This window comes from Zafaria cholistanensis, from assembly GCF_008580665.1.
Classification (GTDB): domain Bacteria; phylum Actinomycetota; class Actinomycetes; order Actinomycetales; family Micrococcaceae; genus Zafaria; species Zafaria cholistanensis.
The window spans coordinates 194440-216757 of sequence record NZ_BKDJ01000003.1 but is presented as its reverse complement, the minus strand read 5'-3'; the positions used below and the strand labels follow the sequence as shown (position 1 = coordinate 216757).

22 protein-coding genes are annotated in these 22318 nt (G+C 69.7%); 4 read left to right on the top strand and 18 right to left on the bottom strand.

Going from position 1 to position 22318, the window contains the following annotated elements:
• Positions 1-10 precede the first annotated feature (10 nt).
• From resB to NCCP_RS04800, 4 genes are read right to left on the bottom strand one after another with little or no spacing between them, the layout of a single operon-like run.
• Positions 11-1654: a cytochrome c biogenesis protein ResB gene (gene resB, locus NCCP_RS04815; protein WP_149956100.1), complete on the bottom strand. Its 1644-nt coding sequence runs from the start codon at positions 1652-1654 to the stop codon at positions 11-13.
• Positions 1654-2439 carry a cytochrome c biogenesis CcdA family protein gene (locus NCCP_RS04810; protein ID WP_225873678.1) on the bottom strand — a complete coding sequence of 262 codons (786 nt, stop codon included), beginning with the start codon at positions 2437-2439 and terminating at the stop codon, positions 1654-1656. The genes resB and NCCP_RS04810 overlap by 1 nt, the downstream gene beginning before the upstream one ends.
• Positions 2436-3053, bottom strand: coding sequence for a TlpA family protein disulfide reductase (locus NCCP_RS04805; RefSeq protein WP_225873677.1), 618 nt, complete (start codon positions 3051-3053; stop codon positions 2436-2438). Before NCCP_RS04805 ends, NCCP_RS04810 begins: the two co-directional genes overlap by 4 nt.
• A gap of 4 nt (positions 3054-3057) precedes the next feature.
• Positions 3058-3720 carry a histidine phosphatase family protein gene (locus NCCP_RS04800; RefSeq protein WP_149956099.1) on the bottom strand — a complete coding sequence of 221 codons (663 nt, stop codon included), beginning with the start codon at positions 3718-3720 and terminating at the stop codon, positions 3058-3060.
• Between the two features lie 187 nt (positions 3721-3907).
• Between NCCP_RS04800 and NCCP_RS04795 the strand changes: the two genes are divergently transcribed.
• Together NCCP_RS04795 and NCCP_RS04790 are read left to right on the top strand one after the other, a co-directional pair.
• The gene (locus NCCP_RS04795; RefSeq protein ID WP_149956098.1) at positions 3908-4453 is read left to right on the top strand and encodes a YceI family protein; all 546 of its coding nucleotides are present in this window, start codon (positions 3908-3910) and stop codon (positions 4451-4453) included.
• A 252-nt stretch (positions 4454-4705) separates the two neighbouring features.
• Positions 4706-5476 carry a hypothetical protein gene (locus NCCP_RS04790; protein WP_149956097.1) on the top strand — a complete coding sequence of 257 codons (771 nt, stop codon included), beginning with the start codon at positions 4706-4708 and terminating at the stop codon, positions 5474-5476.
• 102 nt (positions 5477-5578) lie between these two features.
• Here NCCP_RS04790 and NCCP_RS04785 read toward each other — a convergent pair whose 3' ends face one another.
• From NCCP_RS04785 to NCCP_RS04755, 7 genes are all read right to left on the bottom strand, one after another.
• Positions 5579-6277: a redox-sensing transcriptional repressor Rex gene (locus NCCP_RS04785; protein ID WP_149956096.1), complete on the bottom strand. Its 699-nt coding sequence runs from the start codon at positions 6275-6277 to the stop codon at positions 5579-5581.
• Between the two features lie 104 nt (positions 6278-6381).
• Positions 6382-6645: a glutaredoxin family protein gene (locus NCCP_RS04780; RefSeq protein ID WP_149956095.1), complete on the bottom strand. Its 264-nt coding sequence runs from the start codon at positions 6643-6645 to the stop codon at positions 6382-6384.
• 188 nt (positions 6646-6833) lie between these two features.
• Positions 6834-6932 (bottom strand): 30S ribosomal protein bS22, encoded by a 99-nt coding sequence (locus tag NCCP_RS04775; protein WP_003792170.1) that lies wholly within the window; start codon positions 6930-6932, stop codon positions 6834-6836.
• Positions 6933-7059: 127 nt separating this feature from the next.
• Positions 7060-7272: a helix-turn-helix domain-containing protein gene (locus NCCP_RS04770; protein WP_149956094.1), complete on the bottom strand. Its 213-nt coding sequence runs from the start codon at positions 7270-7272 to the stop codon at positions 7060-7062.
• Between the two features lie 261 nt (positions 7273-7533).
• Positions 7534-8712: a 3-deoxy-7-phosphoheptulonate synthase gene (locus NCCP_RS04765; protein ID WP_149956093.1), complete on the bottom strand. Its 1179-nt coding sequence runs from the start codon at positions 8710-8712 to the stop codon at positions 7534-7536.
• A 354-nt stretch (positions 8713-9066) separates the two neighbouring features.
• Positions 9067-9630, bottom strand: a complete 564-nt coding sequence (locus NCCP_RS04760) for an ArsR/SmtB family transcription factor (RefSeq protein WP_149956092.1) — start codon at positions 9628-9630, stop codon at positions 9067-9069.
• 90 nt (positions 9631-9720) lie between these two features.
• The gene (locus NCCP_RS04755; RefSeq protein ID WP_149956091.1) at positions 9721-10923 is read right to left on the bottom strand and encodes an acetoin utilization protein AcuC; all 1203 of its coding nucleotides are present in this window, start codon (positions 10921-10923) and stop codon (positions 9721-9723) included.
• Between the two features lie 140 nt (positions 10924-11063).
• Between NCCP_RS04755 and NCCP_RS04750 the strand changes: the two genes are divergently transcribed.
• Both NCCP_RS04750 and NCCP_RS04745 read left to right on the top strand, forming a co-directional pair.
• Complete coding sequence (locus NCCP_RS04750; RefSeq protein WP_149956090.1) at positions 11064-12482, top strand: TrkH family potassium uptake protein; 1419 nt, start codon at positions 11064-11066, stop codon at positions 12480-12482.
• Between the two features lie 25 nt (positions 12483-12507).
• A complete protein-coding gene (locus NCCP_RS04745) occupies positions 12508-13146 on the top strand; it encodes a potassium channel family protein (protein ID WP_149956153.1) in 639 nt (212 codons plus the stop codon).
• A 23-nt stretch (positions 13147-13169) separates the two neighbouring features.
• Here the strand turns inward: NCCP_RS04745 and proC are convergent, their stop codons facing one another.
• The 7 genes from proC to trhO form a co-directional block, all read right to left on the bottom strand.
• Positions 13170-14066: a pyrroline-5-carboxylate reductase gene (proC, locus tag NCCP_RS04740; RefSeq protein WP_149956089.1), complete on the bottom strand. Its 897-nt coding sequence runs from the start codon at positions 14064-14066 to the stop codon at positions 13170-13172.
• A gap of 95 nt (positions 14067-14161) precedes the next feature.
• Positions 14162-15025, bottom strand: coding sequence for a sugar phosphate isomerase/epimerase family protein (locus tag NCCP_RS04735; RefSeq protein ID WP_149956088.1), 864 nt, complete (start codon positions 15023-15025; stop codon positions 14162-14164).
• Positions 15026-15059: 34 nt separating this feature from the next.
• Entirely contained in the window at positions 15060-16073 is a 1014-nt protein-coding gene (locus tag NCCP_RS04730) for a Ppx/GppA family phosphatase (protein WP_149956087.1), read from the bottom strand.
• 9 nt (positions 16074-16082) lie between these two features.
• Complete coding sequence (gene topA, locus NCCP_RS04725) at positions 16083-18815, bottom strand: type I DNA topoisomerase (protein ID WP_149956086.1); 2733 nt, start codon at positions 18813-18815, stop codon at positions 16083-16085.
• Between the two features lie 132 nt (positions 18816-18947).
• Positions 18948-19589 (bottom strand): ArsR/SmtB family transcription factor, encoded by a 642-nt coding sequence (locus tag NCCP_RS04720; protein WP_149956085.1) that lies wholly within the window; start codon positions 19587-19589, stop codon positions 18948-18950.
• 10 nt (positions 19590-19599) lie between these two features.
• Positions 19600-21285: a DUF7059 domain-containing protein gene (locus tag NCCP_RS04715; protein WP_149956084.1), complete on the bottom strand. Its 1686-nt coding sequence runs from the start codon at positions 21283-21285 to the stop codon at positions 19600-19602.
• Entirely contained in the window at positions 21282-22217 is a 936-nt protein-coding gene (gene trhO, locus NCCP_RS04710) for an oxygen-dependent tRNA uridine(34) hydroxylase TrhO (protein WP_149956083.1), read from the bottom strand. The genes NCCP_RS04715 and trhO overlap by 4 nt, the downstream gene beginning before the upstream one ends.
• Between the last annotated feature and the right edge of the window lie 101 nt (positions 22218-22318).

The following is a 22318-nucleotide window of genomic DNA, read 5'->3' as shown; positions in this document are numbered from 1 at the left end:
CTTGGTCTCCTTAGACTCGCTCCCGGACCATGCCGGGCCATTCCCTCTCAAGGAGCGTGCGAAGCTCCGCGGCCTCGGCCACCAGCCGCGGGTCCTCGCCGCGGGCCAGCAGGCCGTATTCGATTATGCGTTCCCCGGTGCCATCGGACTGAGTGCCACCGGAGCGGGCTCCGGCCTCCACAACCTTGATCCAGGCCCGGCGGCGCGGCACGAACAGTGAGATGCCCAGCCCCATAAGGGCCAGGGCGGAGAACACCGCGACCGGCACCTTCCCGGGGTCGTGGCGGATGTCCAGCGCCACGTAGCGCTTGAGCCCGTCGAAGGAGACCGACCCCTTGCCCTCGGGCAGGTCATAGGACGTACCCGCGTCCAACACGATGCCTCCGGCATCGAGGTTGCGGCTGTTCAGCTCCGTCAGCGTAGAGGGATCCAGCACGTACACGTTCTGCGGGTCCCCCGCGTCCAGCCCCAAGTCCCCGTAGTAGGAGTTCAGGTTCAGCTGCGGGATGGTGGCCGAGGGGTCCGCGGAGAAGGACACCCCGTCCTCCCCGATCACGGCGGTCGGCAGGAAGAAGCCCACGAAGCCAAGCTGGTCCGGCCGGGCGTCGGGGACCTTGATGACCACCAGGGAGGTGTAGGCGGCATCCTGCGGGACGCCGATTACCGGCCCCTGGAAGGCGATGTCGCCGTTGCCGTCGCGCACTGTCACCACCGGGGCGTAGCCGTTGCCGACCAGGTACACCGCGGTTCCGCCGATGCGCACCGGATGGTTCACCTTCAACTGCTTCTGCTGTGCCTCGGCCCCGGGGGTGTCCGTGGTGGTCACGCTGGCCGTGAAGTCGATCGGCTGGCCGAAGTGCGTCTTGGATTCGCGGTCGAACTCAACCTCGAACCTGTCCAGGCGGATCGAGAAGGGCACCAGCGATTCCTCGCTGAAGTTGGTGCCCGGGCTGAAGGAGTCGTAGGAGACCAGCGTGTTCACGAAGGACTCCCCTTCCACCAGCAGGCGCTGACCGCCATACCCGAACATGCCGCCGACCGCGACCGACCCGAGCACGCCGATGAGCGAAACGTGGAAGACCAGGTTCCCGATTTCGCGCAGGTATCCGCGCTCGGCCGCCACGGACGGGGCCGGCCCCTCAGGACGGGCCTCGACGCGGTAGCCGCGTTTCCTGAGCAACTCCGCGGCGCGCTGTACCACGGCGGCGCCGGAGGGCCCGCCGTCGTGCTCCGCGGGCAGCGGCACGGTCCCGTGCTCGGGCAGGCGGGACAGGCGCGCGGGGGTGCGCGGCGGCGGGGTGCGCAGGGCCTTGGCGTGCTTCCGTGCGCGCGGGATGACACAGCCGATCAGCGAAATGAACAGCAGCAGGTAGATGGCGGAGAACCACACCGAGGAGTACACGTCGAAGAGCTGGAAGCGGTCCAGCCACTCGCCGGCGCCGGGGTTGTTGGCAAGGTACTGGTTGACCTGCTCCGGGTTGACGGAACGCTGCGGGAACAGCGATCCGGGCACCGCGGCGACGGCCAGCAGCAACAGCAGGAACAGCGCCGTGCGCATGCTGGTCAGCTGGGTCCAGGCCCAGCGCAGCATGCCCAGCGGACCCAGCGCGGGGACGGAGACGTCCGCGTTCTTCGCGGCGTTTTTCTCTACCATCAGATTGGCAACTCCACCTCGTTGGCGAACCAGTCTTGCAGCTGCGTGACCCAGCTCCCCCACAGGCCCGTGGCCATCAGGAGGCCAAGGACGATCAACAGCGAGCCGCCCACCCGCATGACCGCAAGCTGGTGGCGGCGGAAGAAGCCCAGGGCGCCCATCCCGCGCCGCAGCCCCAGGGCGATCAACAGGAACGGCAACCCCAGCCCCATGCAGTAGGCGAACGTCAGCAGCGCGCCCTTGGCGGGTTCGGGGTCAGCCCCGCTGCTCAGCGCCAGCACGGCGGCGAGGGTGGGGCCGATGCACGGGGCCCAGCCCAGGCCGAAGGTGATCCCCAGCACCGGCGCGCCCCACAGCCCGGCGGGCGGGCGCTTGTGGATCTTGCGGTCGGACTGGAACCAGGAGAGCCCGCCCATGAACACGATCCCCATCAGGATCACCACGGCGCCGAGCGCCTGGGTGACCCAGGCCCCCTGGAACCGGAGCCAGATGGACAGCTGGGCAAACAGCACCCCGGCCAGCATGAACACGGCGGTGAAGCCAAGCACGAACAACCCGATCCCGCCCACCATCCGGCCGCGCCGCTGTTCGGCGAGGTCGGCACCGGTGAGCCCGGTGACATACCCGAAGTAGCCGGGCACCAGCGGGAGCACGCAGGGCGAGAGGAAGGAGACCAGGCCGGCAAGCAGGGCCACGGGGGCGGCCAGCAGCAGGGAACCGTCCTGGACCAGCTCGGCGAAGGGGTTGGCCTGGGCGGCGACCGTCACCAGCGCGGCGGCGCTCACGCCGCTTCGGCGACGCGGTCGCCGATCAGGGCCTTGAGCGTGCCCTTGTCCACGGCCCCGAGGACGCGTGCGGCCACGCGGCCCTGCTTGTCCAGCACCAGGGTGGTTGGCACCGCCTGCGGCGGCACGTATTTGGTCAGCGCCAGCAGGACCGAGCCGTCCTTGTCCGGCATGGACGGGTACGGGATCCCAAAGCTGCGCTCGAAGGCCTCCGCGGTGGCCTGCTCGTCGCGCACGTTGACCCCGATGAACTGCACGCCCTGGCCGGCGAACGCCTCGGCCAGTTCCTTCATGTGCGGGGCCTCGACCCGGCATGGCGCGCAGGCGGCGTACCAGAAGTTCAGGACCGTGACCTGGCCGGCCCAGTCCGCGGAGTCCACCGGTGTCCCGTTGTAGAGGGTTCCGGTGACCTTGACCGCCTCGCCGCGGGCCTCCGCGGCGTATGTCTCCACCGCGCCGTCGCCGGCGATGTAGTTTTTGTTGTTGCCTTCGCGCGCCTGCGCGGCCAGCGGGTCCTCGCTGGCGCAGGCGGCCAGCGGAAGCGCGGCGGCAAGCACGACGGCGGCACGCAGCATGGCGCGGCGGCTGGGCTGCGAGGGGGTGGGAAGGGACATCGGGCTAGGCTCCAGGGATGTTCGCGGCGCCGGCCAACAGGTCGGCGCTTGGTTCTTCGTAGCGGACGTCGACCAGTCGATTCCCCTCGAATACAAGACTGGTCACGGAGGTGAGAGTGCATTCCCGCCTGCGCGGGTCGTGCCACAGCGGCTTGCCTTCGGCAGCGCGGCGGGTCACCCAGATGGGCAGCTGGTGGCCCACCAGCACGGCCTCCGCACCGGGGCCGCCAATTTCGAGGGCGGCGTCGCGCTGGGTGCGCACCGCCTCCATCATTCGTTCCACCTGCGCGGAGTACGATTCCCCCCAGGACGGGCGAAGCGGATTGACCAGATAGGGCCAGTGCCTGGGGCGCTTGAGCTGGCTTCCAATCCGGGACAGGCCCTCGAAGTGGTTGGTTGCCTCGATAATGCGGGGCTCCGTCACGATTTCCAGGCCCAACGCCGCGGCCGTAGGCGCGGCCGTCTCCTGGGCGCGGTCCAGCGGCGAGGCCGCCAGCAGCACGATCTTCGCCCCGGCGTCGCGGCGGGCAGTGAAGTGCTCCGCGGCGCGCTGGGCCATCGTGCGCCCCAGGTCGGACAGGTGGAACTCGGGGAGCCGACCGTAGAGCACTTTGTCCGGGTTGTGGACTTCCCCATGGCGGAGCAAGTGGACGGTGGCAAGAGGCATGATTCCAGTGTCTCAAACGATCGGGAAAGAGCCTAAAACGGGGCGGTGACAACCATCACCCAAACTTTTCGTTAAATCTTCAAGAAAGGACTGGATATATGCGTTTGCATCCAATAGCGTAGGGGCAGCGGGCCCAACGGACCCGAACCCAGCCACCAGGCACCACCGCATTTTTCAAGGAGAAACCATGAGCATCCCCGCAGGCCTGACCACCGGCGTCTGGAACCTCGACATCGCACACTCCGAGATCGGATTCACCGTCCGCCACGCGGGCATCAGCAAGGTCCGCGGAAAGTTCACCGAGGCCGAGGCCACCATCAAGGCCGCCGATTCGCTCGAGGCGTCCTCCCTGCAGGCGACGGTCCAGGCCGCCTCCTTCAACTCCGGCGACGCCAACCGCGACGCCCACGTCAAGGGGCCGGACTTCTTCGACGTCGAGCGCTTCCCGACCCTGGAGTTCACCGGCACCGAGATCACCGGCAGCGGCGAGGACTACACCCTGGCCGGCAACCTGACCATCCACGGCGTCACCCTTCCGGTCGAGTTCCAGGTGGAGTTCAACGGCGTGACCGTCGACCCGTTCGGCGCCACCCGTGCCGGGTTCTCCGCCGAGACCACGATTTCCCGCAAGGACTTCGGCCTCACCTGGAACGCCGCCCTGGAGGCCGGCGGGGTGCTGGTCAGCGACAAGGTGAAGATCACCCTGGACGTAGCCTTCGTCAAGGAGTCCTAGGCCTCCCCTTCACCGGAACCGCCTCTTCAGCGGCCGCGCCCCGGGATACCGGCGGGCGCGGCCGCCGTCGTTTCCGGAAAGGTCGTTTCCGGAAAGGTCGTTTCCGGAAAGGGAACCGGGCACCGGGGCGCGGAGAGGACCCTCGAAAGGCGCCGGGCAGATGGGGTGAAAATCAGCCTTCGTGATGACGGTACGGTGCGGTCACCAGCGGATATCGTGAAACGGACAGTCCATGCCGGATCAGGAGGAACCATGAGCACCCCGGACGAGACCCCACAGGTCCCGGAACAACCCCGGTACGGCCAGCGCCTGCCGGAAGGCGGCCAGCCCGCCCAGCCGCAGAACCCGCAAGCCCCTTACGGGCAGCCGCAATACGGACAGCCGCCCTACGGCTACCAGGCCCCGCAACCGGGCCAGCAGAACCCCTACGGCCAGCCGCCCTACGGCTACCAGGCCCCGCAACCGGGCCAGCAGAACCCCTACGGCCAGCCCCCCTACGGCTACCAGCCCCCGCAACCGGGCCAGCACGGTTTCGGCGGCCCGGCACAGCCCGTCGAGCGCCCCAAGCAGCTGGAGATTTCCTTCTGGCTTATCCTCGCCGCCGGCGCGCTCACCCTGATCTCCGGCCTCGTGGTGGCGGCGCTGCCCTCTGATGTGCTGCTGCGCATGATCGAAGACACACTGCGCACCCAGGACCCGGCAGGGTACGCGGAGATGCAGACCCAGATGGAGGCCGCGGGCGTGAGCTTCGCTTACCTGATCGGCCTGCTCAAAGGCCTTGCCGTGGTCTTCGCCCTGATCGGCGCGGGCCTCTACTTCCTGATTGCGTTCTTCATCCGCAAGGGCAGCAACGGCGCCCGCATCACGGGCACCGTGCTGGCCGCCCTGTCGCTGCTCGGCCTGCTGGGCGCGGACCCGCTGAACGCGGCGGTGATCGTCCTGGGCGTCGCCGGCATCGTGCTGGCCTGGCTGAGGCCCTCCAGCGAGTACATCGCGGCGAAGAAGGCCGGGCTCGCCAAGTAGCGGGCCACGGCAACTTCCGCCTTAAGCGGCAGCGTCCGCATCCCGGCCGGGATGCGGACGCTGCCGCTTAAGGCGGGCTGCAGCCCGGTGCCGCCGTCCCCGTCAGGACCGTTCCGGATCCGCGTGGGCGGCCTGCTGGGCGTGGTAGGCCAGGATCTGCAGTTCCGTGGCGAGGTCGACCTTCCGCAGCGTCACGCCCTCGGGAACCTGCAGCACCACCGGAGCGAAGCTCAGGATGCTGCGCACCCCGACGCGCACCACCCTGTCGACCAGCCCCTGGGCCACCGGCCCGGGAACGGCCAACACGGCCATGTTGGTGCGGGTGAAGGTCAGGACATCCTCGAGGAAGGCTACGTTCGCCACGCGCAGCCCGTTCACGTCCCGCCCGATGAGATCCGGGCTGGCGTCGAAGAGCGCCACCACCGAGAAGCCGCGGTTGCGGAACCCGCCGTAGCCGGACAGTGCACGCCCCAGGTTTCCGGCGCCGATGATGGAGACGCGCCACTCGTGGGTGAGCCCCAGGCATTCGGTGATGCGTTGGGCCAGGACCTCGGTCTCGTAGCCCACGCCGCGGGTGCCGTAGGACCCCAGCAGGGACAGGTCTTTGCGCAGGATCGCCGAATTGACCCCGGCGGCCTCCGCCAGCACCTCGGAGGAGGCGCGGGCGCGCCCCGCCTCGCGCAGTTCGGTCAGCGCCCGCAGGTACTGCGTCAGGCGGACCAGGGTGGCTTCCGGCAGGTGCCGCGCGGCTGCCGGCCCGGTCTCCGCGGGGGGCTGCGCCGGTCCTTTACTGCGTGGCATGCTCGACCGTTCCTCCTGCTGGTTGGATAGTCAACTGTAGGACGGCGCCGGGGCCGCCCCAAAAACCAAGACGGCACCTTGCGGGGGCAGCGCCCCGGACCCGCTCAACCCTGCGGCGCGGTGAGCAGGCCCTCGAGGCGCCGGGCGTCGATCACCCAGAAATCTCGGACCGTCCCGTCCACCAGCAGCACCGGGACCTCCTCCGCATGTCGGGCCAAAAGCTCCGGATCCCCGTCGATCCGCCGCTCGGCCCACGCCACGCCCAGCCTGCCGGCTACGGCGGCCACGGTTTCCCGGGCGGCGGCACAGAGGTGGCAGCCTGCGCGGGTCAGCAGCAGGACGCGGGGGTCGGGAGCGGAAGAATCCATGGCTCCACGGTACCGGCTCGTCCCGGGCGCAGCAGCCAGGCCGGCCCGCAAGCCAGCCGCGGCGCCCCCTCAGCCTGGCTGCCGGGGGCGCACACAACGACGGCGGGGCCGCGCCTTTCGAAGGGAAAGGTGCGGCCCCGCCGTCGTCGCCTGGACGCCGCGCCGTGCTCCGGCGTGCGCCCCCGCGGCTACTTCTTGTTGCGGCGCTGGTGGCGGGTCTTGCGAAGCAGCTTGCGGTGCTTCTTCTTGGCCATACGCTTGCGGCGCTTCTTGATAACAGAGCCCATATTGGTTCCTCACTGTCTATTGGTGCCGACTACTTTCCGGTACCAAAAGCAACCGATCGCAGCCAACTGGACGTAAAACGTTCCTTAACAGGTTACCTGCTTCTGCAGGCGCGTCAGACCACTGGCCTCAGGCAGTCTCCGAGGCCCCGTCCACCCGTGCCGTGCGCAGGTATTCCTCGACGGCCGCCTCCGGAACGCGGTAGGAACGCCCGAAGCGGACCGCGGGCAGTTCACCGGCGTGCACCAGCCGGTACACGGTCATCTTCGAGACACGCATGACCTCGGCGACCTCGGCAACCGTCATGAAGTGCGCGTTCGAGAAATTCCCCGCCTCAGCCATCCCCGCTCCACTCCTGACTTGGACCACAGGGGCCCAACTTGGACAACACGGCCCACCGGTGAACGGCGGGCGCGTTGGATCTGCGGCCGGGTGGCGCGCAGCAGGCGATGCCGTCTGGCTAGTCACTCTAGTGGCTGGAGGGGTTAATGTGAAACCTTTTTCATCTCCCTCTTCCAGCCCCCGGCCCTGTTCACGGGCCCCTTGACGGCGGGGCGGGCAGGTGCATCAGCGCCTGTCTCCGCCCCGCCCGCCGGTGTCCGCCTACGCTTCGGCGCGCCCGGCGCGCACCGCGGCGGCGAGTGTCTCCAGCGCCGATTCGGTCGCGTCCCATCCCATGCAGGCATCGGTCACGGACTGGCCGTAGACCAGGCCGTCGAGCACGGGAGTGTCCTGTCCGGTACGGGCCGCGTCCGGGGCCGGAACCTCGAGCTTCTGGGCCCCCGGGACCAGGAAGCTCTCCGCCATCAGGCCGGCGATGCCCTGTTCCCCGGCGGCAAGGCGCGCAGCCAGCTCATTGATAACCTCCGCCTGGCGGATATGGGATTTTCCGGAGTTCGCGTGGCTGGCGTCCACGATGACCCGGGGGTTCAGTCCGGCTGCCCCCATGCGCTCCGAAGCGGCCGCGATGTCTCCCGCGGAGTAGTTCGGTCCGCCCGCACCACCGCGCAGGATCAGGTGCACATCGGTGTTGCCGCGCGTCTGCACCATGCTGGCGCGCCCCCCGGCATCGATGCCCAGGAAGGATTGCGGCGCCGCGGCGGCACCGCAGGCATCCACGGCGACCTGCAAACCGCCGTCGGTGCCATTCTTGAAGCCGACCGGCATGGACAGCCCGGACACCAACTGGCGGTGGACCTGGCTCTCCGTGGTCCGGGCACCCACCGCGCCCCACGCGACCAGGTCGGCCAGGTACTGCGGGCTGATCGGCTCCAGGAACTCGGTGGCCGTGGGCAGGCCCAGCTCTCCGACCTCCAGCAGGAAGCGGCGGGCGGCGCGCAGGCCGGCTGCCATGTCATGGCTGCCGTCCAGGGCGGGATCGTTGATCAGGCCCTTCCACCCCACCGTGGTGCGCGGCTTCTCGAAGTAGGTGCGCATGAGCACCAGCAGTTCGCCGCGGTGGCGCCCCGCCGCGGCGGCGAGCCGGGCCGCGTAGTCCAGGCCGGCCTGCGGGTCGTGGATGGAGCAGGGGCCAATGATGACGAGCAGGCGCGGGTCCACGCCGTCAAGCACGGCCCGGATCTCCTGGCGGGCCCGGCCCACGCGGTACTGCAGCGCCGCAGAGGGGGCGAGTTCCCCGCGGACCTGGGCCGGGCTGGGCAGCGGGGCGAAGCCCGCCACGCGCTCGTCGGAGTTGGGGGTGCCCTGTGCCGGGCCGAGGTTCTGCGCGGCGTCGGCGCGCTGGGAGGTTTCGAGCAGGTCGGTGGCGGAAACGGCGTTCATCGGATCTCTTTTCGGTGGCAACGGCTGCGGGGGTGGGCGGCCGGCCGGATCCGTGGTCCTTCAGGCCGCCTGGAAATGGCGAAGGGCCGGGAGCGTTGTGCTCCGGCCCTTGTCGGCTCTGAAGGTTGGGTACGCGCGATTACCTTGCGGCGGGCCCCTCCAGAGCCGACACAAAATACGCATACCAACGGGTGTTCATGGACCCCACCCTACGCCGGGTGCGCCCGCAGCCCAAAACCGGGCCCCTGTCCGGCGTAACGAACGCCGTAATGAGCGCGGTAATGAGCGCCGTCGCGAAAGGCCGCACCGTGCCGGGCCGCCGCCCTGTGTACTGGCGCCCTGCCAGCGCCCTACTTAACGCCGGCGTCCGAACTTTGGCTTCTGCAGGCGCTCCAGCAGGTCCGCGGCACGGCCCGTCACCTGCTCGACGGTGCGGCCCACGGTCCGGCCCAATTGCTGCGCCGCCTGGGTCGCGTGGGCCGGCGCCACAGGGGCGGCCGTGGCGGGGGCTTGCGGGATGGGCTGCGGGTTAGCCAGTGAGGCTGGCTGCGCGGCCGCCGGGGCGGGGGCGGATGCAGTTCCTGCGTCCGCTGCCGGAGCGGTTCCGGCAGCGGCCGCAGCGGGGGTTCCGGCCCCGGCGGGCGACGGCGCCCTGCCTGCGGGGGTAAAGGCGGCCAGCCACCGGGCCGCATGGTTGAGCGGCTCGGGGCTGACGGAGTAGTAGCGGCGCTGCCCTTCGGCGCGCATCGTGGCCAGGCCCGCTTCGCGGAGCACCTTCAGGTGCTTGGAGACGGTGGGCTGGCTGACTCCCAGCGCTTCGACGAGCTCACCGACCGAGCGGTCCCCCTCCCGCAGTGCGTCGAGGAGTTGCCGGCGGGTGCCGTCGGAAATCACGGTGAAGACGTCGTCGTGGGCCATTCCATCACCCTAGCCGCATATTTCACGGCGGGCATCTTGGCAGGAGGGCCCGCCGAACCGGCCCAGTCGAGCCCGCTCCTGTCAGCCTGCTCAGTCGAACCAGGGATCCAGGCCGTACAGCGGGAAGATCTCCTTGCGGGTGGCCATCACGGAGCGGTCCACGGGATCGGCCGGGTCATAGCCCACCTCCCAGGAACGCCACCACAGGTCCACGTCGTCGCCCATGGATTCGGGCGTGCGGGCGCCATAGCGCTCCATCACATAGTCCCTCCAGGGCCGCGGGACCGGGGTGCGCACCGGCACCGGGTAGCCCGAGGCGATGCCGACCAGGTGGCTCCACACCCGCGGGACGACGTCGGTGACGTTGTAGCCGCCCCCGCCGGTGGAGATCCAGCGGCCTCCGCAGAGCCGGGCGGCCAGCTCAGCGATGTCCAGGGCGTTCTGGCGCTGGGCGTCCACGCTCAGGCAGAGGTTGCTGAGGGCATCGCTCCGGTGGCCGTCGCACCCGTGCTGGCTGACGATCACCTCCGGGGCAAACGCAGCAGCCAGTTGCGGGACCACCGCGTGAAAGGCGCGCAGCCAGCCACTGTCGCCCGTTCCGGCCGGGAGGGCCACGTTGACGGCCGTGCCGGGCGCCCCGGGACCGCCGATCTCGTTGGCGAAACCGGTGCCGGGGAACAGGGACATACCCGACTCGTGAAGGGACACGGTCAGGACCCTTGGCTCGTCCCAGAAAATCCGTTCCGTGCCGTCGCCGTGGTGGGCGTCGACGTCGATATACAGCACGCGGGAGACGCCGCCGTCCAGAAGCCGCTGGATGGCCAGCGCGGTGTCGTTGTAAATGCAGAAACCGCTGGCCCTGCCGCGGACCGCGTGGTGCATCCCGCCGCCGAAGTTCACCACGTGCAGCGCCGATCCGGCCAGGATCGATTCGGCCGCCAGGAGCGTCCCCCCTGCCAGCCGGGCACTGGCCTCGTGGATGCCCGCGAAGACCGGGTTGTCCTCGGTGCCCAAGCCGTGGGCCTCGTCGGTCCGCTCCGGGTGGTCGCCCGCGCTCCGGACGGCCGCGATGTATTCGCGGTCGTGGACGGCCGCCAGGTCGTCGTCGGTCGCCACTGGAGGCTCCACGAGCGTGAGCGACCCGCGGTCAAGCAGGCCCAGTTCCCGGGCAAGGCGGATGGTCAGATCCAGCCGGAGCGGGTGCATGGGATGGGTTTCGCTGAAGCGGTATGCCATCATGTCCCCGCTCCAGACGACCTGTGTGGGCGGCGCCGGCGCTGTGAGATGTGTCATCACTCCTCAGGCTACGCGACGCCGGGAATGCGCCGCGCACCGGGGCAGGGCCCGGAGGTGGTTTACTGTGTTTGTTTCAATCGCCCGTCCCCGGGCGCGCCACCTGCCATCCTTCACCGCACGGAGTCTTTCGGAAGACCATGGGCCCCCACCAGACATACGCGTCACCCTCCGAGCGCGGAGCGCTGCGGCGCCTCCTTGCCGGTGCGCGGGCACTGGTCGACTCTGTGGCCGCGCACTCCCCCGCCCGGTTCGCCCTGATCGTCTTCCTCCTGGCGATCTGCATCTTCACCGCCCTGCTCTCGCTGCCGGCGGCGGCCACGTCCGGCCGCTCCACCCCCCTGCACGACGCCCTGTTCACCGCGGTCTCCGCCGTCTGCGTCACCGGTTTGACGGTCGTGTCGACGGCGACGCACTGGACCTTCTTCGGCCAGGTGGTCATCATCGTGGGCGTGTTCGTGGGCGGCCTGGGCATCCTGACCCTGGCCTCGGTGCTGTCCCTGGCAGTGTCCAAGCGGCTGGGCGTGCGCGGCAAGCTGATGGCCCAGCAGTCGATGAACACCGTGGGAACCAGCAAGCTCGGCGAGGTGGGAACCCTGTTGCGCACGGTCATCACCACCTCTGTGGCCATCGAACTGCTGCTGACGCTCATGCTCACCCCCCGCTTCATGATCCTTGGCGAACCGTTTGGCCAGGCGCTCTGGCATGGGGTCTTCTACGCGATCTCGGCGTTCAACAACGGCGGCTTCACCCCGCACTCGGACGGGCTGGTCCCCTACGAAACCGACCTGTGGGTCCTTGTCCCGCTGATGCTCGGAGTGGTCCTCGGCAGCCTGGGCTTCCCGGTGGTGATGGTCCTGATCATCTACCGGAACAAGGTGCGCCAATGGACGCTGCACACCAAACTGACCCTGGTGGTCAGCGCCATCCTCCTGGTCGGCGGCACGCTGGCCTGGGCGGCGCTGGAATGGAACAACCCCCGCACCATCGCGGAGATGAACCTGGGCGACAAGGTCATCAACGCGATCTTCGCCTCCGTGATGACCCGCTCGGGCGGCTTCAACCTGGTGGAGCAGGGGGACATGGAATCCACCACCATGCTGCTCACCGACGCCCTCATGTTTGCCGGCGGCGGCTCCGCCTCCACCGCCGGCGGCATCAAGGTGACCACCATCGCCGTGATGTTCCTGGCGATCTTCGCCGAGGCCCGCGGCGACAGCGACGTGCGCGCCTTCGGCCGCCGCATCCCGGAAGGCACCATGCGCGTGGCCATTTCGGTGCTGGTGCTCGGCGCCACGCTGGTTGGCCTGGGCACCGGGTCCCTCCTGGCGATCAGCGGAGCCACTTTGGACCGGGTGCTTTTCGAATCGATTTCCGCGTTCGCCACAGTGGGCCTCAGCACGGGCCTGAGCGGAGAACTGCCGCCCTCCGGCAAGTACGTGCTCTCCGCACTGATGTTCGCGGGCCGCGTCGGCACCATTACCCTGGCGGCCGCCCTGGCGCTGCGCCAGCGCGACCAGCTGTACCACTACCCGGAAGAGAGGCCGATCATTGGCTGAGAAGACACACGACCACAACGCCCCCGTGCTGGTGATCGGGCTGGGCCGCTTCGGGGCGGCCGTGGCCGAGCAGCTGGTCAAGCAGGGCCGCGAGGTGCTGGCCATCGAACGCAACCAGGAACTTGTCCAGAAGTGGGCCAGCACGCTCACCCACGTGGTGGAGGCCGACGCCACCAACATCGATGCGCTGCGCCAGCTCGGAGCGCAGGAGTTCTCCTCGGCCGTGGTGGGCGTGGGCACCTCCATCGAATCCTCGGTGCTGATCACCGTGAACCTGGTGGACCTGGGCATCGAGCACCTGTGGGTGAAGGCAATCACGCAGTCCCACGGCAAGATCCTCAGCCGCATCGGGGCGAACCACGTGATCTATCCGGAGGCCGACGCCGGCGTCCGGGCCGCCCACCTGGTGGGCGGGCGCATGCTGGACTTCATCGAGTTCGACGACGGCTTCGCGATCGTGAAGATGTACCCGCCGAAGGAGACCCAGGGCTTCACGCTCCAGGAGTCGCAGGTGAGGGCAAAGTACGGCGTGACGGTGGTGGGGGTGAAGTCCCCCGGCGAGGACTTCACCTACGCCCAGCCGCACACCAAGGTCACCCGCCGCGACGTGCTGATCGTGGCCGGGCATGTGGACCTCCTGGAACGCTTTGCGGCCCGCCCCTGACCCCCGGGCTCCGGGGCCCCGGATCAGCCCAGGCTGCGGCTGATTTCCGCGGCGCGTTCGGCCGCCGCGCGCGCGCCCCGGGCAACGATGTCCGCCAGTCCGGCCTCGTCGAAGGCCGCGAGGGCGCGCTCGGTGGTGCCGTTGGGGCTGGTGATGGCCTTGCGCAGCCCGGCCGGGTCCGCCGCCGGGTCCGCGAGCATCGCTCCGGCCCCGGCCACGGTGGCGCGGGCCAGGTCGCGGGCCAGGTCCGCCGAGAGGCCCAGTTCGACGCCGGCCCGGGCCATCGCCTCGGCCAGGTAGAACGCATAGGCCGGACCGGAGCCGCTGATCGCGGTCACCGCGTCGAGCTGCTCCTCCGGGACCACCCGGACCAGTCCGGAAACTTCGAAGAGGGCAACCACCTCGGCGACCTGGGCCTCGGTGGCGGTGCTGCCGGCGCTCAGGCCGACTGCGCCGCGACCCGCCATCAGCGGGGTGTTGGGCATGCTGCGCACCACCGGCTGTCCGGCGGCAAGGGCGCCCTCGATCTGCGCGATGGTCACCCCTGCGGCGACGCTGACCACCACGGCGTCCGGACGCAGCGCCCCGGCGATCTCGCGGCAGAGGTCCTGGATTCCGACCGGCTTGACCCCCAGGAAAACGATGTCGGCCCCGGCGGCGGCCGCGCGGTTGGCATCGGGGGTATCCGCGCCGGCAAGCACTTCGATGCCGGTTTCCGTGCGCAGCGCCCGGGCCTTTTCCGCGCCCCGGACCGTCGCCACCAGCGCCGAGGGGTCCGCCCCCGCTGCGAGGATGCCCCGCAGGATGGCGCCGTTCATGTTGCCGGCCCCCAGGAACGCGATGCGCCGGGACGGGCGCGGCCGGCTCCGGTCAGCGTCGTGGGGGTGGGGCAGGGCGTTGGCGGCGGCAGCGGAAGTCATGGTCGCAATTCTGCCACGGCCGGAGATTCACAGACGGTTGCCAGCAAACACGGCGGCCGGACACATCCTGGCTTCCTACGCTGGTAAGTGCCTCATCATGGTGCGAGTGATGAAGAACCGGTGGTGTCATTCACACCGGACCGGTCAAGGTGCCGGCGGGCGAAGGAAAGGGTTTCCCCCAACCATTCCTCACGTTCGCCGGCACCTTTCGCTTTGCGGGTGGAGACCTCCACGGCCACGACGCCCTCCCAGTTGCTGTCCCGGAGGTACTGCAGGGACTCCTCGACGGGTTGGGTGCCGCGTCCGGGCACCAGGTGCTCATCCTTATTGCTGTTCCGGCCGTCGCACAGGTGCACGTGGGACAGCCGCTCCCCGAGGTTGCGGAACGCCTGGTGGGAGTCCATGCCGGCAATCGCCGCATGGGAGAAGTCCCAGGTCACGTGTTCGTACGACTGCGGCACCGGATCCCAGTGCGGCAGGTACATCAGCGCCTCGCGCCCGCGGGCCCGCCACGGGTACATGTTTTCCACCGCGATCCGGACCCCGTAGTCCTCCATGATGCGGCGCACGCCCTCGGCGAAGCCGGTGGCGTAGGTCCCCTGCCAGCGGAACGGCGGGTGGGCGATGACGACGTCGCACCCCACCTCCACCGCCATGGCCGCGGACATCTCGATCTTGTTCCAGGCGCTGCCCCAGACCTGTTGCGTCAGCAGCAGGGTGGGGGCGTGGATGGCCATGATCGGCTGGTCGTAGCGGGAGCTGAGGTCCCTGAGGCGGCGGGGGTCCTGCGACAGGGCGTTGCCGGTGACCAGGACCTCGATCCCGTCGTAGCCGAGATCGTGGGCCACGGCGAACGCGTCGTGCACGCTCAGCGGGTAGACCGAGGAACTGGAGAGCGCCACCGGTATGTTCCGCCCCGCCGCTCCCTTCCCGGCCGCCGGAGTCTCCTGGGTTGTCATCTCGCGTACCACCTCACTTCTCACCGGTCACCGCTCACAGGTCCGCCGTCGGGGCCACGGGCTGCTGGCCCAGCAGCACGTGGCCCACTCCCACGCTACTCCCGAAGGGCTGTTCCCCGTCGTACAGCAGGTGGTCGAACCGCCGCAGGATCAGGCCCTCGCGCAACGCCCACGGGCAGATGCGCAGGGACTTGATGTCGAAGGCCTTCATTGCCTCGTAGGCGACAATCGCACCGGCGAGCAGCTGCGGCGCGCGGATCTCCGACACCCCGGGCAGCTCCGCCCGTTCGGCCGCGCTCATGGCCGCCAGCCGGTTGGTCCACAGCTTCAGGTCCTCCTGCCGCAGCACCCGCTTCACGTAGGGGCCCTCCGTGCTCGGCGCCGCGCCGGTGATGCGCGCCAGCGACCGGAAGGTCTTTGAGGTGCCGGCCACCAGGGAGGGCCTCCCCAGCGCCGAGAGCTCGCGCACCGGATCCGCCAGGGTTTCGCGCACGTAGGCACGCAGCGCCTTGATGTCGGGGATCGACGGCGGGTCTCCCGGCAGCCAGTCCCGGGTCAGCCGCCCCGCCCCCAGCGGGACCGAGCGCGCCGCCGCGGGGAACTCGTCGGTGCCGATGGCCATCTCGAAGGATCCGCCACCGATGTCCAGGTCCAGGATGGTCTCCGCGCCCCACCCGTACCAGCGCCGTACCGCGTGGTAGGTCATGCCGGCCTCCTGCTCGCCGGACAGCTCCCCCAATTCCACCCCGGTTTCGGTGAGCACCCGGTCCAGCACCTGCTGGCCGTTGGCCGCCTCCCGGATCGCGGAGGTGCAGAAGGCCAGCATGTCCTCGGCGCCGTGGCGCGCCGCGAAGCGGGCGGCTTCCCGGATGAAGTCCAGGAGTTCGGACTGCCCCTCCTGGGTGATGGCTCCGGCATCGTCCAGGAACCTCACCAGCGACAACGGACGCTTGTGGGTGGCAAAAGCCACCGGCCGCGCGCCCGCGTAGGCGTCCACCAGCAGCAGGTGGACGGTGTTGGATCCGATGTCCAGGACGCCAAGACGCATGTGGTCCCCCTATTTCTTGGCCGCGGCGCGTTTCGGGGCAGCGCTGCGCGTGGTGCGCTTCACCGGACCCTTGGCCCGCTTCTCGGCCAGCAGGGCGATGGCCTGCTCGCGGGTCAGCTCCTCCAGCGGGGTGGCGCGCGGAACCGTGATGTTGGTGATGCCGTCGGTGATGTAGGGGCCGAACCGGCCCTCCTTGACCACGATCGGCTTCTCCGAAACCGGGTCCGCACCGAACTCCGCCAGCGGGGCCGCCGCCGTGCGCCCGCCGCGCTGCTTCGGCTGGGCGTAGATCTCCAGTGCCTGTTCGAGGGTGATCGTGAAGATCTCCTCCTCCGAGCCGAGCGAGCGGGAGTCGGTCCCCTTCTTCAGGTAGGGGCCGAACCGGCCGTTCTGGACAGTGATCTCCACGCCCTCCGCGTCGGTGCCGAGCACCCGCGGCAGCGAGATCAGCTTCAGCGCGTCCTCGAGGGTGACCGTTTCAACGGTCATCGACTTGAACAGGGAACCGGTGCGCGGCTTGGCCTTGGTGGGCTTCTTGGGGGGCTTCGGCTTGCCGTTCTTGTAGTACTCGACCGGTTGCGCGGCAAGCTCCTCGGCGGTCGGTTCCGGGATGAGCTCGGTGACGTAGGCTCCGTAGCGGCCGTCCTTGGCCACGATGGTGCGTCCGGTGGCCGGGTCGGTGCCCAGCACGCGCTCCGCCGGACCGGATGACTCCATCAGTTCCAGCGCCTTCTCCGCGGTCAGCTCGTCCGGGGCCAGGTCCTCCGGCACGTTGGCGCGCTGCGGCTCCGCGTCCTCGGGCGCGTCCGGCGGAAGCGGCTTCTCCAGATAGGGGCCGAACTTGCCCACGCGCAGCACGATCCCCGGGGCGATCTCCACGGAGTTGATGGCGCGCGCGTCGATGTCGCCCAGGTTCTCGACCACGGCCTGCAGGCCCGCAGTGTCCCCCTCGCCGAAGTAGAAGCGCCTGAGCCACTCGGAGCGCTTCAGGTGTCCCTTGGCGATCTCGTCGAGGTCGTCCTCCAGGCGGGCGGTGAAGCCGTAGTCGATGTACCGGCCAAAGTGCTCCTCCAGCAGGCGGACCACGGAGAACGCGATCCAGCTTGGCACCAGCGCACCGCCGCGCTTGGTGACATAGCCGCGGTCCATGATCGTGGAGATGGTTGGCGCGTAGGTCGACGGGCGGCCGATCTCGCGCGCCTCCAGCTCGGCGACGATTGATGCCTCGGTGTAGCGCGGCGGCGGGGAGGTCTCGTGTCCGACGGCCTGGATGTCCCGCCCGTCCAGCGCCTCGCCGACCTTCAGCTCGGGAAGCCGGCGGTCGCCGTCGTTCTCCTCTTCCTCGCGCGCCACGTCGCGCCCCTCCTCGTAGGCCGCAAGGAAGCCGCGGAAGGTGATCACGGTGCCGGAGGCGGTGAACTCGGCGGTCCGTCCATCCGTGGCCCTTCCGGAGAGCCGGACGGAGGCGGTGAAGCCCTTGGCATCGGACATCTGGGAGGCCACGGTGCGCTTCCAGATCAGCTCGTAGAGGCGGAACTCGTCGGGGCTGAGCTGGGCGCGGACGTCGGCGGGCCGGCGGAAGGAGTCTCCGGCCGGGCGGATGGCTTCGTGCGCCTCCTGCGCGGAATCTGACTTGGCCTTGTAGACGCGGCGCTCGGCCGGCACGGAGTCGGCCCCGTACAGTTCGGCTGCCTGCCTGCGGGCGGCGTTCACGGCCTCGTTGGAGAGGAACACCGAGTCGGTACGCATGTAGGTGATGTAGCCGTTTTCGTACAGCCGCTGCGCCACCTGCATGGTCGACTTGGAGGACCAGCGCAGCTTGCGCGAGGCCTCCTGCTGCAGCGTGGAGGTGGTGAACGGAGCGGCCGGGCGGCGCGTGTACGGCTTGTTGTCCACGCTGGAAACCTCGAACGCGGCCCCGGCAAGGCCCGCCGCCAGCGAGGTGGCGGAGGCCTCGTCCAGGTGCACGACGCCGGCACTGCCCTTGGGTGCCTTCAGCGCCCCGCGGTCGTCGAAGTCGCGTCCCGAGGCCACGCGGGCCCCGTCCACGGCGGCCAGCTTGGCCCGGAAACCCTCCCCGGCGCCGGTGGAGAACTCGCCGGTCAGGTCCCAGTAGGAGGCGGAGCGGAAGGCCATGCGCTCGCGTTCGCGCTCGACCACCAGCCGGGTCGCCACGGACTGCACCCGGCCGGCGGAGAGGCCGCGGGCAATCTTGCGCCACAGCACCGGGGAGATCTCGTAGCCGTAGAGGCGGTCCAGGACGCGGCGGGTCTCCTGCGCGTCGACGAGGTCGGTGTCCAGTTCGCGCACATTCTCCAGGGCGCGGGCAATGCCCTCCTTGGTGATCTCCGTGAACGCCATGCGGTGCACGGGAACCTTGGGCTGGAGGACCTGCAGCAGGTGCCACGCGATGGCTTCGCCCTCGCGGTCCGCATCGGTTGCGAGGTAGAGCTCGTCGGCGTCCTTCAGCTTGGCCTTGAGGTCCGCTACCCGCTTCTTCTTGTCCGGGTAGACGACGTAATACGGCTCGAAGTCCTTGTCGATGTCGACGGCGAACTTGCCCACGGAGGTCTTCTTCAGCTCCGCGGGAAGGTCGGAGGGCTGCGGCAGGTCCCGGATGTGTCCCACGGACGCATCGACTTCGAAGCCCTCGCCCAGGTACTTGGCGATGGACTTGCTCTTTGCGGGAGACTCGACGATCACGAGTTTCTTGCCGGTCTTTTCCTTGGCCTTTGCGGGCACAGCACTCCTATTGCAGCCGATGGGCGAACCGCACGGGTCCGCCCGCACATTCCTGCACTAGGTTAGCCGCATCGGAGCCGCGCGAAGCAAGCGGCGTTGTGGACCGCCGAATGCGGCAGGTCCGTGAAGGCCTCAGGAACCCTCCGCGCGGCGCTCGGGAAGGAAGGAGAGCATATAGTAGAGCCGCTCGGCATCGATCCCGCGGTCCTCGGGCAGGGCGAGGGCCTCGTACTCGTCCACGAGCGCGTAGACCTTCTTGATGAATTCGTCGCGCTGCCCGGGCTTCAGGAAGACCATTCCGGTGGTCAGCACCGGGGCCCGGTCCGGGCCGGGCTCGATGCCTGCGCGGCGCTCCCGGTCGCGGTGTTCGATCTCCGCGCTGAGCCGTTCCCGGAAGGCGTTCAGCTGCACGTTCAGGAAGGCGTTCTTGGCAGCCGTGGAACCGCTCAGGGTGCCCACGACCAGTTGGTCCCCGGCCGCCTTCCAGCGGCGCTCGCGACCGTCCCCCTCGCTGGCCGCGCGCTCGACGTACCCGTACTTCTCCAGCGCGCGCAGGTGGTAGCTCATGGCGCTCGGGGTCAGGTTGCAGCGCGACGCCAGCTCGGTGGCGGTGCGGGTGGACTGCGAGGCGAACAGTTCGTCCAGCACCTCAAGGCGGGCCTCGTGGGCCAGCGCACGGATGGCCTGCGGGTCGCTGATCACCAGGGGATTGGCGCTGCGCCGACGGACCCCCCGGGGTGCGGCGTCGTCCTGCGTCGGGGTGTTCTGCGTCATGCCCGGAACTTTAGCGGTTGTTTCGCATCTCCAACAGGAACCCTTTGCGGACCAGGTCTTCGGCTTCATCCAGCAATGCCGGCACCAAATTTCCGGCGTCGCGGTCCAGCAGCGCGGCCAGGGCACGGGCGATCTGCCCGGCGCTGAGATCGCCGTCGCAGGCGGAAACGAACCCGGCCAGTTCGGTGCTCAGCAGCGTGGTGCGGCGCAGCCCTGCACCCTGGCGGAGCAGGATGACGCCCGGGTGCTCCGCCCCGGGGCGCTGGTGGCGCTCCTCGGTCACGTCGTCGGCGACCAGCAGGTGCGCCCCGTCGAGGCGGTGCCGCCCGGGCGCCCCCTCCAGACCGGCCAGCGCGTCGGCCCGCTCCACCGCGGCGGCCAGGTGGGGGCCCACCGGCTGCTCGATGGGGTAGGTGATCTCCTCGAAGACCTGCCCGAACGGGGCTGTCCCGGCGACCGCGGGGCGGCGCAGCCACACCATGCCAAAGCCCACCGCGCGGACCCGGCGGGAGGCGAAGTCCTCCAGGTAGCTGGCGTAACGGGCGGCGTACAGGTCCGGATCGCGCGCCTCGGAGGCATCCCTCAGCCAGGTCTCCGCATAGCCCGACGGCGACACCGTCTCGCGCTGGATGAACCAGGCCTCGATACCCTCGGGCACCCACGAGCGCGGGCCCGCGCTCCAGGCGTCCCCCTCCCGGGCGGCGCCGTTCCCGCCGTCGTCCCCCTCGGAGATCTCCCAGTTGGCCAGCAGCTGGGCGACGCCGCCGGGGACGAGCAGCCCGGGGATGCCGGCCACCAGCCCGGCCACCAGGTGGTCCCCGGGCAGGCCTCCGTCGCGGTAGGTGAAGCGGTCCGCCGCGGTCTCCCCCGCGGTGCGCGGGGTGATGACGAAAGGAGGGTTGGATACGACCAGGTCGAAGCGCTCCCCCGCGACGGGTTCGAGCAGGCTGCCCAGGCGCAGGTCGGCCCGGTCCTCCAGGTGTGCCGGGTCAAGACCTAGGGCCTGGTGGTTCAGCAGCAGGTTGAAGCGGGCGAACGCGAGGGCGCGTTCGGAGATGTCGGTGGCGACGACGCGGCGGACGTGGGAGAGCAGGTGGAAGGTCTGGATGCCGCAGCCGGTGCCCAAGTCCAGGGCGGTCTGGACCTGCGGGCGGATGGTGGTCTGGGCCAGGGTGAGGGAGGCCTGCCCGATGCCGAGCACATGGTCGGGGCGCAGCACCCCGGGCCGCTGGTGGGCACCGAGATCGCTGGCGACCCAGAGTTCGGCGTCGGCGTCGGAGGCGTGCGGGCGCAGGTCCACGGCCGAACGCAGGATGGGCCCGCCAAAGCCCGCACCGCCGGCCTCGGGAATGTCGGGCCCGGCTTCGGCCAGCCCGAGGACCAGCAGGCCGGCGGCGCGGGTGCGCGGCAGGGCCGCGTCCAGGACCGCGGCCGGCAGGTCCAGGCCCAGCAGCCAAAAGGCCGTGACGACGGCGACGGGCGCCGGGGACTGTTCGGCCAGCAGCCTCCTGAGCACCAGCAGCGCGGGGACCAGCTGGTCGCGGTTCAACGCCGCGTCGGCCTCCTCGCCGAGCAGCCCGGAGACGCCGTCGTGGGTGTAGCCGGCCGCCCGCAGGTCGGCGGCAAGGGCATCCAGCAGGGCCTGGTCGTGGCTCTGCGGTGCGTCGGGGATCCGGGAAAAATCGTGCTCGCTCACCCGAGGATTTTAGCGGGCGGGACAGCCTCCCCCGCCTGCCCGTTCCGGTCGTGGTCGGGGCAGAGCCGCAGTGCGTCGTCCGCGGCGCAGCCGGCGCAGAAGAGGCGCAGGTTGCGGCAGGACAGGTCGGCGCAGTTCTCGAACTTGCTGGTCGGTTCCGCGCACGCCACGCAGCGGCCGATCGTCTTGGCCTCGTCGCTGAATTCCAGGTGCATGCGCTTGTCGAAAACGTACAGCGAGCCTTCCCAAAGGCCCCGGTCCCCGTACTTCTCGCCGTACCGCACAATCCCTCCCTGGAGCTGGTAGACCTCCCCGAACCCGCGGTTGACCATGAGGGAGGAGAGGACCTCGCAGCGGATGCCGCCGGTGCAGTAGGTGACCACCGGCTTGCCCTTGAGGTCGTCGTACTTGCCGGAGTCCAGCTCCCGGATGAAGTCGTGGGTGGTGGCGACGTCCGGGACGACCGCTCCCTTGAACCGGCCGATCTGCGCCTCGAAGGCGTTGCGCCCGTCAAAGAAGACCACGTCCTCACCCGCGGCTTTCTTGGCCTCGACCAGTTCGTGCAGCTCCTCGGGGCGCAGGTGCGTGCCTCCGCCCACCACCCCGCCGGCGTCCACCTTCAGTTCTCCCGGGGCGCCGAAAGAGACGATCTCGTCGCGGACCTTCACGGAGATCCGCGGGAAGTCCTCCGCGCCGCCGTCGCTCCACTTCACATCCAGGGCCCGGAAGGCGGGGTGCTCCCGGGTGGCCTTGACGTATTGCTTGACCGCCCGGATCTCGCCGCCGACGGTGCCGTTGATGCCGTCCTTGGAGATCAGGATGCGCCCGCGCAGCCCCCAGCGCTCCAGCAGGGTGCGCTGCCAGAGGCGAATGGCTTCCGGGTCCGGAAGCGGTACGAAGGCGTAGTACAGGGCAATGCGGTTTTGGGACACGCCTTTAAGGGTATGCGAGCGGCGGCTGTTAACGGCCGCCGACGGTCGGGTTGCGTTTGTGTGCATGCTCTCCCCACCCCCGGCGTGCACGGAGTAGTGTC